Annotated in this window: 15 protein-coding genes and 1 other RNA gene; 5 read left to right on the forward strand and 11 right to left on the reverse strand. The window is 72.2% G+C overall.

Annotated elements, in window-relative coordinates; genetic code table 11:
* Positions 1-2: 2 nt before the first annotated feature.
* From ADK52_RS19070 to ADK52_RS19080, 3 genes are all read right to left on the reverse strand, one after another.
* Positions 3-1166 (reverse strand): uroporphyrinogen-III synthase, encoded by a 1164-nt coding sequence (locus tag ADK52_RS19070; protein WP_053691041.1) that lies wholly within the window; start codon positions 1164-1166, stop codon positions 3-5.
* Between the two features lie 126 nt (positions 1167-1292).
* Complete coding sequence (locus ADK52_RS19075; RefSeq protein WP_053691042.1) at positions 1293-2663, reverse strand: nitrate/nitrite transporter; 1371 nt, start codon at positions 2661-2663, stop codon at positions 1293-1295.
* A gap of 97 nt (positions 2664-2760) precedes the next feature.
* Positions 2761-3732 (reverse strand): LysR family transcriptional regulator, encoded by a 972-nt coding sequence (locus ADK52_RS19080; protein WP_053691043.1) that lies wholly within the window; start codon positions 3730-3732, stop codon positions 2761-2763.
* 84 nt (positions 3733-3816) lie between these two features.
* Here ADK52_RS19080 and ADK52_RS19085 point away from each other — a divergent pair, with 84 nt between their 5' ends.
* Genes ADK52_RS19085 through ADK52_RS19095 form a run of 3 tightly spaced genes read left to right on the forward strand, consistent with a single transcriptional unit; the run spans position 3817 to position 5616 of the window.
* A complete protein-coding gene (locus ADK52_RS19085) occupies positions 3817-5058 on the forward strand; it encodes an MFS transporter (protein WP_063783891.1) in 1242 nt (413 codons plus the stop codon).
* A gap of 28 nt (positions 5059-5086) precedes the next feature.
* On the forward strand, positions 5087-5362 hold the full coding sequence (locus ADK52_RS19090; RefSeq protein WP_053691044.1) for a type II toxin-antitoxin system Phd/YefM family antitoxin: 276 nt from the start codon (positions 5087-5089) through the stop codon (positions 5360-5362).
* Positions 5359-5616: a Txe/YoeB family addiction module toxin gene (locus ADK52_RS19095; RefSeq protein ID WP_053691045.1), complete on the forward strand. Its 258-nt coding sequence runs from the start codon at positions 5359-5361 to the stop codon at positions 5614-5616. Before ADK52_RS19090 ends, ADK52_RS19095 begins: the two co-directional genes overlap by 4 nt.
* A gap of 67 nt (positions 5617-5683) precedes the next feature.
* Here ADK52_RS19095 and ssrA read toward each other — a convergent pair.
* The 5 genes from ssrA to ftsE form a co-directional block, all read right to left on the reverse strand.
* Positions 5684-6072, reverse strand: a transfer-messenger RNA (tmRNA) gene (gene ssrA, locus ADK52_RS39300).
* An 84-nt stretch (positions 6073-6156) separates the two neighbouring features.
* A complete protein-coding gene (gene smpB, locus ADK52_RS19100) occupies positions 6157-6642 on the reverse strand; it encodes an SsrA-binding protein SmpB (protein WP_030866646.1) in 486 nt (161 codons plus the stop codon).
* Between the two features lie 18 nt (positions 6643-6660).
* Positions 6661-7869, reverse strand: coding sequence for a S41 family peptidase (locus ADK52_RS19105; protein ID WP_053691046.1), 1209 nt, complete (start codon positions 7867-7869; stop codon positions 6661-6663).
* A gap of 67 nt (positions 7870-7936) precedes the next feature.
* Entirely contained in the window at positions 7937-8869 is a 933-nt protein-coding gene (ftsX, locus tag ADK52_RS19110) for a permease-like cell division protein FtsX (protein WP_053691047.1), read from the reverse strand.
* 17 nt (positions 8870-8886) lie between these two features.
* Positions 8887-9576 carry a cell division ATP-binding protein FtsE gene (gene ftsE, locus ADK52_RS19115; protein WP_048476194.1) on the reverse strand — a complete coding sequence of 230 codons (690 nt, stop codon included), beginning with the start codon at positions 9574-9576 and terminating at the stop codon, positions 8887-8889.
* 263 nt (positions 9577-9839) lie between these two features.
* On the opposite strand from ftsE, the gene ADK52_RS19120 reads away from it, so the two are divergent.
* Entirely contained in the window at positions 9840-10034 is a 195-nt protein-coding gene (locus tag ADK52_RS19120; protein WP_053691048.1) for a hypothetical protein, read from the forward strand.
* 173 nt (positions 10035-10207) lie between these two features.
* Here the strand turns inward: ADK52_RS19120 and prfB are convergent, their stop codons facing one another.
* Positions 10208-11317, reverse strand: a complete 1110-nt coding sequence (gene prfB, locus ADK52_RS19125; RefSeq protein WP_053691049.1) for a peptide chain release factor 2 — start codon at positions 11315-11317, stop codon at positions 10208-10210.
* Between the two features lie 313 nt (positions 11318-11630).
* On the opposite strand from prfB, the gene ADK52_RS19130 reads away from it, so the two are divergent.
* Positions 11631-12662: an isopenicillin N synthase family dioxygenase gene (locus ADK52_RS19130; RefSeq protein ID WP_053691050.1), complete on the forward strand. Its 1032-nt coding sequence runs from the start codon at positions 11631-11633 to the stop codon at positions 12660-12662.
* Positions 12663-12810: 148 nt separating this feature from the next.
* On the opposite strand, the gene ADK52_RS19135 is transcribed toward ADK52_RS19130, so the two are convergent.
* Both ADK52_RS19135 and ADK52_RS19140 read right to left on the reverse strand, forming a co-directional pair.
* Positions 12811-14073 carry a serine/threonine-protein kinase gene (locus tag ADK52_RS19135; RefSeq protein ID WP_053691051.1) on the reverse strand — a complete coding sequence of 421 codons (1263 nt, stop codon included), beginning with the start codon at positions 14071-14073 and terminating at the stop codon, positions 12811-12813.
* Positions 14074-14259: 186 nt separating this feature from the next.
* A complete protein-coding gene (locus tag ADK52_RS19140) occupies positions 14260-16035 on the reverse strand; it encodes a serine/threonine-protein kinase (RefSeq protein WP_053691052.1) in 1776 nt (591 codons plus the stop codon).
* Positions 16036-16100 lie beyond the last annotated feature (65 nt).

The following is a 16100-nucleotide window of genomic DNA, read 5'->3' on the forward strand; positions in this document are numbered from 1 at the left end:
CGTCAGCCCTCCGGTACGCATTCACCCGCGTCCAGCGCCAGCCGGTACCCCCGCTTCACCACCGTCTGGATCAGGTTCGGCGCCCCCAGCGCCCCCCGCAGCCGCGCCATCGCCGTCTCCACGGCGTGCTCGTCCCGCCCCGCCCCCGGCAGCGCCCGCAGCAGCTCCGGCCGCCCCACGACCCACCCCGGCCGGCGCGCCAGCGCCCGCAGCAGCGCCATCCCCGCCGGCGGCACCGGCCGCAGCTCCGCGTCCACCAGCACCGCGTGCCCCCGGATCTCCACCCGGTGCCCCGCCACCGGCAGCACCCGGGCCCGTCCCGGCAGCTCCTGGCACAGCAGCTGCACCAGCGGCCCCAGCCGGAACCGCTCCGGCTGCACGGTGTCCACCCCGTGCGCCTGCAACGGCAGCGCCGTCACCGGACCCACGCACGCCGCCAGCACCTCCCCCCGCAGCCCCGCCAGCACCGCCTCGCGCATCCCCCGCTGCTCCGCCCGCGACAGCAGCGAGGCCGCCGCCGGAGCCGAGGTGAAGCTCACGGCGTCGAGCCCGCCGCCGGCCACCGCGTCCAGCAGCCGGTCCATCGGCGCGAGGTCCTCCGGGGCCATCCACCGGTACACCGGGACCACGACCACCTCGGCCCCGCCGGCCCGCAGCGCCTCGACGAACCCGGGCAGCGGCTCCCCGTGCAGCTGGAGGGCGATGCGCCGCCCGGCGACCCCGCCGGCCAGCATCCGGTCGAGCACCTCGGCGAGGGACTCCGACTGCGGGGACCACGTCTCCACCAGCCCGGCGGCCCGGACGGCCCCCTTCACCTTCGGCCCGCGCGCCAGCAGTTCGGTGGCCCGCAGCCGCGCCAGCAGCTCCTCGCCGATGCCCCACCCGTCGGCGGCCTCGATCCACCCGCGGAACCCGATCGCGGTGGTGGCGACCACGGTGTCGGGCGCGCAGCCGATCAATTCCTTCGTGGCGTCGAGCAGTTCGCTGTCGTCGGCCAGCGGCACGATCCGCAGGGCCGGGGCGTGCACGACGGTGGCCCCCCGCCGGCGCAGCAGGGCGATCAGCTCGTCCGCCCGCCGGGCCGCGGTGACCCCCACGGTGAACCCGGCGAGCGGACCGGCCGCGGGTGCGGCCGTCGGGGCGGCGGCTGTGCGGGTGTCGTCCATGGTGACCTGCCTTGCCCAGTGGGTCGTCGTCACTTCGCGCGATCACGTGTCGCGAGAACGGAACCGAGCCTGTCAAGTCGGCGTGTCAGACTCGGTTCCGCCGTATTTCGTGTCCGTAAACCGCCGTTACACCGACGTGAGCTGCGGCTTCGCCTCGGCACCGGCCGCCGGGAGCACCGCGGGGGCCGGCCGGCGAAGGTATACCGTCCACGTCACCGCGCAGCAGGCCGCGTAGAAGCCGAGGAAGGTGACGAAGGCGGCCGTCCCGGACCCGGAGGTCGAGAACGCCTCCCGGAAGGCCAGGTTGATGCCGAGTCCGCCGAGTGCGCCGACCGCGCCGATGAGCCCCATGGCGGCCCCGGACAGCCGGCGCCCGTACGCGGCCGCCGCCTCGCCGCCCATGCCCCGTGCCAGCGCCTTGGCCTGGAAGATGCCGGGGATCATCTTGTACGTGGAGCCGTTCCCGAGCCCGCTCAGCACGAACAGCGCGATGAATCCGACGAGGAAGACGGGCAGCGACTCCTCGCCCGAGGCGTATACGACGATCCCGGTCGCGGCCGCCATCGCCACGAACGTGCCGAGCGTGATCCGGGCGCCGCCGAACCGGTCCGCGAGGGCGCCGCCGACGGGCCGGATCAGCGAGCCGAGCAGCGGCCCGACGAAGGTGAGCGAGGCGGCCTGGAGCGGGGTGCGGCCGAACTGCGTCTGGAGGACGAGCCCGAAGGCGAAGCTGTAGCCGATGAAGGACCCGAAGGTGCCGATGTAGAGGAACGCCATGATCCAGGTGTGGGCGTCCCGGACCGCCTCGCGGACGGCTCCGCCGTCGTTGCGTACGGGCGCCAGGTTGTCCATCCGCAGCAGGGCCAGCACGGCCGCGGCCACGATCAGCGGCAGGTAGACCGCGAGCAGCAGCCGCGGGTGCCCGGCCCCGGCGGTCCCGATGACCAGCAGGGCGACGAGCTGCACCACGGGCACGCCGATGTTGCCGCCGCCGGCGTTCAGGCCGAGCGCCCAGCCCTTCTTCCGCAGCGGGAAGAAGGCGTTGATGTTGGTCATGGAGGAGGCGAAGTTCCCGCCGCCGACGCCCGTCAGCGCGGCGACGGCCAGGAAGGTGCCGTACGAGGTCCCCGGCTCCATGACGACCAGCGCGGCCGCGGTGGGCGCGAGCAGCAGCAGGGCGCTGACGACGGTCCAGTTGCGGCCGCCGAAGCGGGCGACGGCGAAGGTGTACGGCACCCGGACGAAGGCGCCTACGAACGTGGCCGTCGCGATGAGGAAGAACTTCCCGGCCGGGTCGATCCCGTAGGCGGGGCCCATGAACAGCACCATCACCGACCACAGGGTCCAGACGGAGAACCCGATGTGCTCGGAGAGCACCGAGTAGAGCAGGTTCCGGCGGGCGATGCGCTCCCCGGACTCCTTCCAGAAGGTCTCGTCCTCGGGTTCCCACCGCTCGATCCAGCGGGCCCCCTTGCGCGGTGCGGTCGTTCCGGTCATCACACGCCTCCACAGCTGTCGCGTCCGTGGTGACGACCGTAGGAACGGCGCGTTTCGGCCCCGGTCCCCGCCGGATGACCGGTGGGAAACCTTGCACTCACCCGGCGCCGGGGCCGCCTGTGAGCGCGGCGGGGCGCCAGCTCGCCGGGGGCACGTCGAACCAGCCGTGCCCGGCGGCGAGGGCGGCCGCGGCCTGGTGCAGCGCGTCAAGGCCGGGGTGGCTGAAACCCTTGCGCCACACCATCGACAGCGGGGACAGCGGCACCGGGTCGACCAGCGGCCGCTTCACGGACCCGGGCAGGTCGAGGAAGTCCACGGTCACCAGGACCGGGTTGCGCGTCTTGGCCATGACCCGGCTGAACTCGTCCTTCCCGATGGCCACGGGCGCGGGCGGCGCGAGCGCGATCCCGCGGCCCTCCAGCAGCTCGCGGGCGAGCCCGGTCCACTCCAGGGTGCGCGGATTGCCGGCCCCCGCGTACACGCTCTCCCCGGCCAGCGCGTCCAGCGGTACGTCGGCCCGCGCGGCCAGCGGATGCCCCTCGGGCAGCAGCACCGCGAGCGGCTCGTACCGTACGGGCCGGTGCGCGAGGCGGGCCCGCAGCGCCGGGTCCAGCCCGTGGGCGTAGCCGAAGGACACGTCGAGGCGGCCGGCGGCTACCTCCGCGGCGGCGTACGTCAGCCCGCTCTCGAAGCGGGCCATCAGCTCGCAGTCCGGGGCGAGTTCGCGGGCCCGCTCCAGCACGGTGCGGGCGGTGCTCGGCCCGTCGGTGTTGAGGTCGACGAGCAGCGCCCGGGGGCTCGCGGAGGCGAAGGCGGCGGCGAGCGCCTCGTGCGCGGCCAGCACCCGCCGGGCCAGGGGCAGCAGCCGCTCCCCGTCGGCGGTCAGCTCGACGGCGCGGGTCGTCCGTACGAACAGCACCGCGCCCAGCACGGTTTCGAGCCGCCGCACGTCGCGGCTCAGCGCCTGCTGGGCGACGTACAGGCGGGCGGCGGCGCGGGTGAAGTGCAGTTCCTCGGCCACGGCGACGAACCCGCGCAGCAGCCGGGGTTCCACATCACGGGGTATCACCCGGGGAGACTAACAACGGAAGCGGGTGAATGGCTCCGGAACAGGTGTTGGACGCCGCCGCACCCCGCGGCGGAGCCTTGGATCATGCCGCCGCTGATGACCGTGACGGGCTCCACGCTCGTGATCGCCCCCGCACCGCACCCCCCCCGACCCCGCCCGCAGGGCCCGTACGCCCGCCTCTTCTCCCGTCCCGGGACCCGGGCCTTCACGGCCGGGAACCTGCTGGCGCGCCTGCCCATGGGCATGTTCGGCATCAGCGCGGTCATGATGATCGCCGGCCAGCGCGGCTCGTACGCCCTCGCCGGTGCGGTCACCGCCACCGGGCTGGCCGCCACCGCACTGGTCGCGCCGTGGACCGCCCGCCTGGTCGACCGGTACGGCCAGGCCCGGATCGCCGTCCCCGCGACACTGATCGCGGTGCTCGGCTCGGTGGCGCTGGTCGCCTCCGTCCGTGCGCACGCCCCCGCCTGGACCCTGTTCGCCTCGTACGCCGCCACCGCGACCACCCCCAACATCGGCGGCATGTCCCGGGCCCGCTGGACCCACCTGCTGCGCGACTCCCCCGCCGCGCACCACACGGCGATGTCGTTCGAGCAGGCCGCCGACGAGCTCTGCTACATGCTCGGCCCGGTGGTGGCGGCGTTCCTCTGCTCGGCCGCCTTCCCGGAGGCGGGCACCCTCACGGCGGCCGCCCTGCTGCTGACGGGGATGCTGGTCTTCACGTCGCAACGCGCCACGGAACCGCCGCCGACGCGGCCCGGCGGCGCCCGCGCCCCGCTGCGCGGGCTGATGCCGCTGCTGGCGCTGTTCCTCCCCCTGGGCCTGCTGTTCGGCTCGATGGAGGTGACGTCGATCGCCCACCTCGGCGCCCGCGGCCTGGGCGCCGCCACCGGCCTGGTCCTGGCCCTTCAGGCGGCGGGCTCCTGCGCGGCCGGCCTGCTCTACGGCACCCTGCGCCCGCGGTCCCTGCGGACCTGCCTGATCACCCTGACCGCGGCGATGGCCCTCCCCTGGGCGGCGGCGGCCACGGGCTCCCTCCCCCTGCTGGCCGGCGCCCTCCTCCTGGCGGGCATGGCCACGGCCCCGACGATGGTCACGGCGATGTCCCGCGTCCACGCCCTCGCCCCCGAGGGCCGCCTCAACGAGTCGATGACCCTGGCGGTGACGGCCATCCTGGCGGGCATAGCCCTGGGCTCGGCCACGGCGGGCACCCTGATCGACCACCTGGGCCCCACCACCCCCTACGCCCTCCCGACCGCCGCGGCCCTCCTGGCCCTGTCGATCCTCCCGACGGTACGACTTTCCGGTACGACTCAGGTACCGTGAACTCGTACCACAACCGGAGGAGCGGACCGTGTCCATAAGTGCCAGTGAAGCCAGGGCGACCCTGTTCCCCCTGATCGAACGCGTCAACACCGACCACGACCCGGTGCGGATCACCTCCAAGAACGGTGACGCCGTTCTCATGTCCGCCGACGACTACGACTCGTGGCAGGAGACCGTCTACCTGCTGCGCTCCCCCGCCAACGCCCAGCGGCTGATGGAAGCCGTCGCGCGCGACCGCGAGGGCGCCTCATCGGTCGCCAAGAGCATGGACGAGCTGAGGCAGTTGGCCGGAGGGGAGGAGTGAGGAGCGTCCACTTCGATCCGGCCGCCTGGGAGGACTTCCTGTTCCGGCTCTCCTCCGACCGGAAGATGGCCCGTCGGATCACCCGCTTGATCGGCGAGATCCAGCGCGACCCGTTCGCCGGGATCGGTAAGCCCGAACCGCTGAAAGGCGAACTGTCCGGCTACTGGTCTCGCCGCATCGACGACGAACACCGCCTCGTGTACCGGGCGGACGACAAGGAAGTGAAGGTGCTCAAGGCCCGGTACCACTACTGATGCCGGGACCCGGGCATGACGAAGGCCCCGCAGCCTGGCGGCTGCGGGGCCTTCGCCCACATGGGATGAGTGGAGATGGCGGGAATCGAACCCGCGTCCAACGGTGCAGAAGCAGGGCTTCTCCGAGCGCAGTCCGCTGCGCTTTTCTCGGCCCCGGAGATCACACGGACAAGTCTCCGACGGGCTCAGTCACTGTTTGGTTTCCCTCCAACCCCCGTGACCGGGGCTAGAGGTTTAGATCCCTAATTGACGCCAGGATCCGGACCGGGACCACTTCCGGGCTGACGCTCCTCACAGAGGCTTCAGCTCACTGTTATTAGGCAGCGAGGGTGAAGCGGGAGTTATCGCTCTTGGAGTTGGCGATTATTTTTTGCGACATGTGGTTAGCGAGATCATTGCCGCTTCCTCGGCTCGCTTCCCCTGCATCGACATCCGCTGTCGAAACCGATCATCCCCATGTTGTTTTTTCAAGCTGCGCCCACCGCAAGCGGCGGGTGCTGACGCCATGGTACGCGAAGTGGACCACGGGATGCCAGGAGATTACAGCTGACCGCGCTCCTTGCGCTTCACGGCCGAGATCACCCGGTTCGTCTCGCGCGTGTCCTGCTTCTCGCGCAGGGCCTGGCGCTTGTCGTACTCCTTCTTGCCCTTCGCCAGCGCGATCTCGACCTTCGCCCGGCCGTCCTTGAAGTACAGCGAGAGCGGCACGATCGTGTTGCCCGTCTCGCCGGTCTTCGAGTCCAGCTTGTCGATCTCCTCGCGGTGCAGGAGGAGCTTGCGCTTGCGGCGGGCGCTGTGGTTGGTCCAGGTGCCCTGGCTGTACTCCGGCACGTGCACGTTGTAGAGCCAGGCCTCGCCGCTCTCCACCGACACGAAGCCGTCCACCAGCGAGGCACGGCCCTGGCGCAGGGACTTGACCTCGGTGCCCGTGAGCACGAGGCCGCACTCGTAGGTGTCGATGATCGTGTAGTCGTGCCGCGCCTTCTTGTTCTGGGCGATCAGCTTGCGCCCTGTTTCCTTAGCCATAGTGCGGTCATTTTCGCACTACGGACCCACCCCGAGGCCACCCAATACCGTGCGGGCCCGTTCCTCGACCCCGTCGCCCGCCGCCAGGTCCGGGGTGATGCCGCTGCCGTCGAGGCTGCGGCCCGCCGGGGTGCGGTACGTACCCACCGTCAGCTCCGCGACCGAGCCGTCCGGGAGCGGCGTCGGCATCTGCACCGAGCCCTTGCCGAAGGTCCTCGTGCCCACCGCCACCGCGCGGCCGCGGTCCTGGAGGGCGCCCGTCACCAGCTCGGCCGCGCTCATCGTGCCGCCGTCGACCAGCGCCACCAGGGGCCTCGCGGTGTCCCCGCCCGGGCTCGCGTACAGGGAGCGCTGGGCCCCCCGTACGTCGTACGTGGCCACCAGTCCGCCGTCCAGGAACGCCGAGGCGGCCGTCACGGCCTCGGTGACCAGGCCGCCCGGGTTGCCCCGCAGGTCGAGCATGAAGCCGGCGCCGGGCGGGGCCGCGCGGACGGCGGCCCGGACCTGTTCGCCCGAGCCGCGGCTGAAGGAGGCGACCTTGATGACGGTGATCCCGCCCGGGAGCTGCCGTACGGTCACGGGCTCGGTGTGCAGCTGCTCGCGGCGCAGGGTCTCGGTGAGGTCGGCGCCGTCCCGGGTGAGGTGCAGGACGACCGGGGTGCCGGCGTCTCCGCGCAGCAGGGCGACCACGTCGCAGACGCGCAGGCCGGTGACGGCGTGGCCGTCGACGCTCAGCAGCCGGTCCCCGGCGCGCAGGCCGGAGCGGGCGGCGGGGCTGCCGGGCTGGACCTTCTCGACGGCGATGCGGTCGTCCCGGCGGCTCTCGATCCAGAGCCCGACGCCGGTCCAGCGGCCGTCGAGGTCGTCGGTGAAGGCCGCGTACTCGCCCTGGTCGTAGACCATGCCCCAGCGGTCGCCGCTGCGGCTGACCACCTCCTGGGCGGCCTTCTTGCCGGACTTGCCCTCGGCGGCGGCCTCGGCCGCGGCGCGGGCGACGGCCTCGCGGTCGGCGGTTCCGGTGTCCCGGGGGGCCTCGGGCCCGGGCGCGGCCGCGGGGTTCTGCGTACCGGCGGCCGTTAAGGCGCCGCCCGCGGCGCTGACGGCGTCCGCGCGGTCCCAGCAGCCGGTGCCCGCCGCGGCGCCCACGGCCGCGACGAAGGCCAACGTCAAAGCGGCCCCGCGACGCAGGTCGCGGGGCCGGAGACAGAAGGCGGGCAGTCCCGGCATGGCGCCGAGTCTAGGACAAGCCCCGTGGAGGAACGGCGGGTTGGGCGGACCTCACACGGGGCGCTTGTCACACCTTCAGGTACTTGCGCAATGCGATGAAGGCGGCCAGCGAGGGCATCAGCACCCCGATGACCAGCACCAACGGCAGCTTCGTCAACACGGAGTCCCAGCCGATGAAGTTGATCAGCTCCATCTTCGCCCGCAGCGAGGCGCCGTGGTCGATGACGAAGTACTGGCCTGCGCCGAGCATCACGCAGGCCAGGACGGCGCCGACGAGACCCGCGAAAGCGGCCTCCATGATGAACGGCACCTGGATGTAGAAGCTGGAGGCGCCCACGAGCCGCATGATCCCCGTCTCCCGCCGCCGGCTGAAGGCGGAGACGCGCACGGTGTTGACGATCAGCAGCAGGGCCACGATCAGCATGATCAACATGATGACGAGGGCGGCCACGTTGAGATAGCCGAGCATCGTGAACAGGTTGTCGAGCTCGGTGTGCTGGTCGGCGACCGACTGGACGCCGTCGCGGCCCGCGAAGGCGGTCGTGATGACCTTGTACTTCTCGGGCTGCTTGAGCTTCACCCGGAAGGAGTCGGGCATCTGGTCCGGAGTGATCACCGAGGCGAGCGCGGTGTGCCCGAAGCGCTCCTTGTAGTGCTTGTAGGCCTCGTCGGAGGACTCGTAGTGGACCGTCTCGACGAGGTCCATCTTCTTCAGGTCGGTCTCGATCTGCTGCTTCTGCTCGGGAGTGACCGCGCCCTTGGCGCAGGCCTTGCTCCCGCTCTCGCCGTTGTCCTCCGCGTCGCTCTTGTTGCAGAGGTAGATCGAGACGTTGACCTTGTCGTACCAGTAGCCCTTCATCTTGCTCACCTGGTCGCGCATGAGCAGGGAGCCGCCGAACAGGGCCAGCGACAGGGCCACGGAGATGATGACCGCGAAGGTCATGGTGAGATTGCGGCGGAGGCCGACGCCGATCTCCGACATGACGAACTGGGCGCGCATGACGTCTCAAGGGCCTTTCAGTGCTGGTAGCCGTAGACGCCGCGCGACTGGTCGCGCACGAGTCGGCCCTGTTCGAGTTCGATGACGCGCTTGCGCATCTGGTCCACGATCTGCTGGTCGTGCGTGGCCATGATCACGGTGGTGCCGGTCCGGTTGATCCGGTCCAGCAGCTTCATGATGCCGACCGAGGTCTGCGGGTCGAGGTTGCCGGTGGGCTCGTCCGCGATGAGGAGGGCCGGCCGGTTGACGAAGGCACGGGCGATGGCCACGCGCTGCTGCTCACCGCCGGAGAGCTCGCCGGGCATGCGGTCCTCCTTGCCACCGAGGCCCACGAGCTCCAGGACCTGCGGGACGGCCTTGCGGATCTCGCCCCTCGGCTTGCCGATGACCTCCTGGGCGAAGGCGACGTTTTCGGCCACCGTCTTGTTGGGGAGCAGGCGGAAGTCCTGGAACACGGTCCCCAGCTGGCGCCGCATCTGCGGGACCTTCCAGTTGGAGAGCTTGGCGAGGTCCTTGCCGAGGACGTGGACCTGGCCGTGGCTCGCCCGTTCCTCGCGCAGCACCAGCCGCAGGAAGGTGGACTTGCCGGAGCCGGAGGAGCCGACCAGGAAGACGAACTCGCCCTTCGCGATCTCCAGGGAGACATCTCTGAGTGCGGGGCGGTTCTGCTTCGGGTAGGACTTGGAGACGTTGTCGAATCGGATCACGGGTGCACCACGGTCGCCGGGAGTAGGTGTGCGGAGTCGGTGTGCGTGACCATACGCGAACGGGCGGGGGGTGGGGGCCCGGCGTCCGGAGTTGCCCGATATATCCCCTGGTCCGGGAGGGGATCGTCCCGGACCGACCGTGATTGCCCGGACGGGCCGCGCCGAATGTCGCCAGAGCTGGCACAGTGGTAGGGGAACGCAGTCGTTCCTTCAGGCGTTGTTCATTGTGTTCGTTGTTCCAGGGGACGAGAGGAGGAGAGCGCATGACGTATGACCGGCTCGTGTGCGCGAACTGCGCCGCGCCCGTCAGCCAGGGCCGCTGCCCGGTGTGCCGGGCGAACCGGGAGCGCCTCCAGCAGCAGGAAGGCCCCTTCGGCGGCCTGAACCCCCTGACGCTCATCGTGCTCCTGGTGGTCCTCGTCGCGGCTCTGGCCCTGGTGGCCCAGCAGACGGTGTAGCTCCCCGCCGCGTCCCGATCATCGACGCGAGACGGAAACCAAGACAGCAGGCAAAGGAAGGGCCCGGACACCTCAGGTGTCCGGGCCCTTCCTGCGTCAATGCGCGCGCTCACGCGGTGGCGCGCTCACGCGGTGGCGCGCTCACGCGGTGGCGCGCTCACGCGGTGGCGTGCTTACGCGGTCTGCTCCTGCTGCTTGCGCCAGCGGATGCCGGCCTCCAGGAAGCCGTCGATCTCGCCGTCGAGCACCGCCTGCGGGTTGCCGACCTCGAACTCCGTCCGCAGGTCCTTGACCATCTGGTACGGGTGCAGGACGTAGGAGCGCATCTGGTTGCCCCAGGAGCTTCCGCCGTCCTTGAGGGCGTCCATCTTGTCCTTCTCCTCCTGGCGGCGCCGCTCCAGCAGCTTGGCCTGGAGCACGTTCATCGCGCTGGCCTTGTTCTGGATCTGCGAGCGCTCGTTCTGGCAGGAGACGACGATGCCGGTCGGCAGGTGCGTGATGCGCACGGCCGAGTCGGTCGTGTTGACGCCCTGGCCACCGGGGCCGGAGGCGCGGTACACGTCGACGCGCAGCTCGGCCTCGTCGATCTCGACGTGGTCGCTGGTCTCGACGACCGGCAGCACCTCGACGCCCGCGAAGGAGGTCTGGCGGCGGCCCTGGTTGTCGAAGGGCGAGATGCGCACGAGGCGGTGGGTGCCCTGCTCGACCGAGAGCGTGCCGTAGGCGTACGGGGCCTTGACGACGAAGGTGGTCGACTTGATGCCGGCCTCTTCCGCGTACGAGGTCTCGTAGATCTCGGTGGGGTAGCCGTGGCGCTCGGCCCAGCGCAGGTACATGCGCTGGAGGCGCTCGGCGAAGTCGGAGGCGTCCACGCCGCCGGCCTCGGCGCGGATGTTGACCAGCGCCTCGCGCTCGGCGTACTCGCCGGAGAGCAGGGTGCGGACCTCCATCTCGTCCAGCGCCTTGCGCACGGAGACCAGCTCGGCCTCCGCCTCCACGAGGGTGTCCGCGTCGTCCATCTCCTGGGCGAGGTCGAACAGCACCGCGAGGTCGTCGATGCGCCCGCGCAGGGTCTCGGTCTTGCGGACCTCGGCCTGGAGGTGCGAAAGCTTGCTCGTGATCTTCTGAGCGGCCTCCGGGTCGTCCCACAGGGACGGCGCGGCGGCCTGCTCCTCGAGCACGGCGATTTCTGCCCTCAGCTTGTCGAGGTCCAGGACGGCCTCGATCGACCCCATGGTCGAGGAGAGGGACTTCAGCTCTTCGGAAACATCGACGACTGCCACGGGTCCAGCGTAGCCGGTCCGCGGGCGGCACTGTCCGGGCAGGCCGGATCACCCGTTCTGATGAGTGGACGAACGGGCGTACGCTCACGGTATGACTCTGCTCCTCGTCAAGCGCCGCCATGTGGACCACATGCGTGTCACGACGACGAGCTGTCTGCCGCCGGACCATCCCCAAGCCTGATCCACCCCGATCCGACTTGGTCCTGTACGCGGCCCAAGCGGCTCCGGCGCCATCCCTGCCGGCGGCCCTCCCCATCCGCTGCCCCGACACCTCTGGGGAACAGGACCCCGTGACATCCGAAACGGAGCAGTCATGCCGTCCGCGCACAACGATCTTTCTGCCGATCCCGCGGTTCCCGCCCTTCCCGTCATCGACCTGTCCCAGGCCGACGACCCGGCCCAGCGGGGCGACTTCCTCAAGAAGCTGCACGCCGTGGCCCGGGACACGGGCTTCCTGTACCTCACCGGGCACGGGATCACCGAGGCGGAGACCGCCCGGATCCTCGAACTGACCAGGGCCTTCTTCGCCCTGCCGGAGGCCGACCGGCTCGCGGTGAGCAATCTGAACTCACCGCACTTCCGCGGGTACACCCGCATCGGCCACGAGCTGACCGGCGGCGCCTCCGACTGGCGCGACCAGCTGGACGTGGGCGCCGAGCGCCCGGCGCCCGCACTGGGGCCGGGCGACCCGGCGTACCTGTGGCTGGAGGGCCCGAACCAGTGGCCGGAGGCCCTGCCGGAGCTGCGGCCGGTGGTACTGGAGTGGCAGGCCCGGCTGGCGGCGGTGGCCCACCGGCTGCTGCGGGAGCTGCTGACCTCGATCGGAGCGCCGTCCGACTTCTTCGACGAGGCGTTCGCGGACCGGCCGCACCTGCACACGAAGCTGATCCGCTACCCGGGATCCGCACCGTCCGGAGCCGACCAGGGGGTCGGGGCGCACAAGGACTACGGGTTCCTGACGCTGCTGCTGCAGGACGGGGTGGGCGGGCTCCAGGTACGGCAGGGGGACGGGTTCCTGGACATCCCGCCGCTGCCGGGGGCCTTCGTGGTCAACCTGGGCGAGCTGCTGGAGATCGCGACGGAGGGGTACCTGGTGGCCACGGACCACCGGGTGGTCAGCCCGCCGGGGGCGGTGGAGCGGTACTCGGTGCCGTTCTTCTACAACCCGCGGCTGGACGCGGTGATCGAGACGGTGCCGGGCGAGTACCTGCGGTCCGCGCCGGGGGTCGCGCACGACGCGTCGAACCCGCTGCACGCGGAGTACGGCCGCAACGAGCTCAAGGGCTGGACCCGGGCCCACCCGGCGGTGGCCCGCCGCTGGCACCCGGAACTGGTCGAGGCGTAACCCCGGCCGGGGTGCGGGGGCCCGCCCCCGCACCGGCACGGGGTCCGGGGGACGGAGCTCCGGGGAACGGGCGAAGGGCGGGTAGGAGACCCGGCCCCGCGCGGCGGACCGGGTACGGCTGCGGGCCGGGTACGGCTACGGCCTTCGGCTACGGCTTCGGCTTCGACGGGGTCGAGTGCTTCGTGTCCTGGGGCGGCGGCTCGTCGCCGGAGGCGGCCAGCCAGGTACCCACGCCCAGTGCGGCGGCCAGCACCACGGCCCCCGCCGTCAGGGCGAGCCGCCGCTTGCGGGCCGTCTCCGCCCGGTGGCGGGCCGACCCCGGCCGGTGGCCGCCCGCAGGGCGCGGCACCCGGGCCGTGCCCAGTGCGCCCCCGGCCAGCTCGTCCGGTCCCGGAACCCGCATCGAGGTGTGCGTGTCCCGGTTCGAGTCCGTCGCGGAACCCGGCACCAGCGGGACCACGCCCCGCCGCCGGACCGGATCGGCCTCCGAGACGGACTCCGCCGGCTCCGGATCCGGGTCCGGTTCGTACGGCTCGTCCACGTCCAGCGGCGGCATCCCGGCCAGGAGCGGGAGCAGGTCCCGCAGCCGGGCCGAGAGCTCCGAAGCCCGCAGCCGTGAGGCCGGCGCCTTCGCCAGGCACTGCACGATCAGCTGCCACAGCTCGTCCGGGATCCCGGGGAGCGGGACCACGGTCTCCGTCACGTGCCGCCGCAGCACCGCGCCCGGGTGGCCGCCGCCGAACGGCGTGAAACCCGCCAGCAGCTCGTACAACACGGTGGCCAGGGCGTATATGTCCACCGCCGCCCGCGGCGGCAGCCCCTCGACGATCTCCGGAGCCAGGTAGTCCGGCGTGCCGATGATCCGGGTCGTCGGGGCCGAGGCCCGCGCGCCCGGCGCCCCGGACGCCCGCCGCGGCGAGTCGATCAGCTTGGCCACGCCGAAGTCGGTCAGCAGCGCCGGATGCGAGCCTCCGGGTCCGAGCGGCCCCTGCATGTCCAGCAGGACGTTCTCCGGCTTCACGTCCCGGTGCACGACCCCCGCCGCGTGCGCGGCCGCCAGCGCGTCCGCGACGTCCGCGACGATCGCCACGGCCGCCTCGGGGGCGAGCCGCCGCTCCCGGTCGAGGCGCGTGCGCAGGTCCGTACCGCGTACGAGGTCCATGACCAGGGCCAGGTCGTTGCCGTCGACGACGAGGTCGCGGACGGAGACGATGTGCGGGTGGTCCAGGCCGAGCAGCGCGCTGCGCTCCTGGACGAAGCGTCCGACCAGCTCCTGGTCGGACGCGAGGTCCTCGCGCAGCAGTTTGACGGCGACGGGCCCGTCAGGCCCCTCGCCCAGCCACACCGTGCCCGCGCTGCCGCGCCCCAGGATCTGGTGCGCGGTGTACCGGCTGCCGATCTTCCGTGCCACGACTGCTCCCTCAGCGGCTGGCGTACGCACCAAAGCTACGCGGCCGGATGGGGGTTGAACGCCCCGGAACACGGCGACCTTCACTTCTGGGGGCGAAATCACGTCCCAGAAGTCGACAAATCCACAACCCAGTCTACGAACGGGGCCGCGGACCGGTCCCCGAAGTCGGCGCTACGGGGCCCTGGTTCAGGGCGTGCCGCCGCCCGAGCCGCCGCCGCCCGTGGAGTCGCCGATCGCGGAGACCCAGTCGACGACGTCGGAACCCCAGGTCCACAGCTGGTCCCACCAGCCCTTGCCGGTGCCGACCCACTCCTGGAGCGGGGTGAGCTCCCAGACGAGCCAGCCCGCCACCACGAACAGCAGGATCAGGACCAGGCAGCCCTTGAGGCAGCCCAGGCCCGGGATCTTGACCGGGTTGGCGCTGCGGGGCCGCGGCTCGCGCGGCTCCCGGGGGGCGCGCGGCGGCGGGGCCTGCGGGGGCTGCTGCTGCGGGGGCGCCTGCCGCTGGGGCTGGGGCTGCCGCTGGGGCTGCTGCTGGTACGGAGCCTGCTGCGGCTGCTGGTACTGCTGGGGCGGCGGCTGCTGCTGGTAGTACGGCTGCTGCGGGGGCTGCTGGTACTGGGGCTGCTGCTGGTACTGCTGGGGCGGCGGCGGGGACTGGCGGTACTGCGGGGGCTGCTGGGGCCGCTGCTGCGGGGGCGGGGGCGCCTGCCGCTGCGGACGCCGGCGCAGGGGGTCCTCGCCCGGGTCGAGGTACTGCATCTGCGTCTGCTCGTTGCGGTCGCGCGCGGCCCGCATCTGCGACTGCCACGGGTGCGGCGCGTCCGGCTGCTGCACCGGGGGCATGACCGAGGTCGGGTCCGCGCCGGGGCCGCCCGGGCCGCCCGTGCTGGGCAGCACCGAGGTGGCGTCGGCCGCGCCGACCGGCGGGAGCACGCTGGTCATGCCGTTCGGGTCGTACGCGCCCATCGGCGACGCCGCGGCGGCGCGGCCGGGCAGCATCTGGGTCGGGTCGGCGGCGCCGCCCGGGGTCTCGGGGACGGGCGCCGGCGAGGGGTCGGGGGCGAGCAGCGCGCCGACGCCGAGGGCGGCCTCCACCTCGGAGGGGGCGCTGTGCACGCCGATGCCGGAGGCGACCACGCGCAGTCCGCGGGCCAGGTTCTCGGCGCTGGGGCGTTCGTTCGGCTCCTTGCGCAGGCAGCGCTCGATGACGATCCAGAGCGGCTCGGGCACGTTCGGCGGCCGCTGCGGGTCCTCGCTGAGGTGGCGGTGGAGGACTTCGAGGGCGGTGCCGCCGGCGAACGGCGGGCGGCCGGTGACCAGTTCGTACAGCAGGATGCCGGCGCCGTAGATGTCGACGGCGGAGGTCTGCGGGCGGCCCTCGGCGGACTCGGGGGCCACGTAGGCGGGGGTGCCGACGAACTCGTGCGTGCGCGTCAGGCCCGGGGAGTCGGCGAGGCGGGCGATGCCGAAGTCGGTGAGCATCGGCTTCATCTGGCCGCCGCGCTCGTCGAGCAGGACGTTGGCGGGCTTCAGGTCGCGGTGGACCACGCCGTCGGCGTGGCTGGCGGCGAGCGCGTCCGCGATCTGGGCGGTCAGCAGGCTCGCGGCGACCGGCGTGAAGGGGCCGTTCTGCCGGATGTACTTGTGCAGGTCCGGGCCGTCGATCAGGTCCATGACGAGGGCGAGCAGGTCGCCCTCGACGACGAGGTCCCGGGTGCGCACGATGTTGGGGTGCGTCAGGCGCAGCAGGACCGAGCGCTCGCGCAGGAAGCGCATGACGATGTCCGCGTCCTGGGCCAGCTCCTCCTTGAGGACCTTGATGGCCACGGTCTCGCCGGGCTGCCCGGCGACGGCTGCCTCCGCGCCGGCGGTCTCCCGCTGGCGGGCACGCCAGACGGTGCCCGTGGCGCCGCGTCCGAGCGGCTCCTCGAGCAGGTACTTGCTGCCGACTGGCCGCACGTCTCGCGCTCCCTGCTGTCGTCCTGCTGTGGTTCGTTTGTGGTTCGTTTTTCCGGCCCACTCTA

This window comes from Streptomyces sp. WM6372, from assembly GCF_001279655.1.
Classification (GTDB): Bacteria; Actinomycetota; Actinomycetes; order Streptomycetales; family Streptomycetaceae; genus Streptomyces.

Coding starts and splice junctions, on each gene's coding strand:
- ADK52_RS19105 (WP_053691046.1), bottom strand. CDS start 7,869: ATGCCGGGACTGCCCGCCTTCTGTCTCCGGCCCCGCGACCTGCGTCGC.
- ADK52_RS19120 (WP_053691048.1), top strand. CDS start 9,840: ATGACGTATGACCGGCTCGTGTGCGCGAACTGCGCCGCGCCCGTCAGC.
- ADK52_RS19085 (WP_063783891.1), top strand. CDS start 3,817: ATGCCGCCGCTGATGACCGTGACGGGCTCCACGCTCGTGATCGCCCCC.
- smpB (WP_030866646.1), bottom strand. CDS start 6,642: ATGGCTAAGGAAACAGGGCGCAAGCTGATCGCCCAGAACAAGAAGGCG.
- ADK52_RS19130 (WP_053691050.1), top strand. CDS start 11,631: ATGCCGTCCGCGCACAACGATCTTTCTGCCGATCCCGCGGTTCCCGCC.
- ADK52_RS19075 (WP_053691042.1), bottom strand. CDS start 2,663: ATGACCGGAACGACCGCACCGCGCAAGGGGGCCCGCTGGATCGAGCGG.
- ADK52_RS19070 (WP_053691041.1), bottom strand. CDS start 1,166: ATGGACGACACCCGCACAGCCGCCGCCCCGACGGCCGCACCCGCGGCC.
- ftsX (WP_053691047.1), bottom strand. CDS start 8,869: ATGCGCGCCCAGTTCGTCATGTCGGAGATCGGCGTCGGCCTCCGCCGC.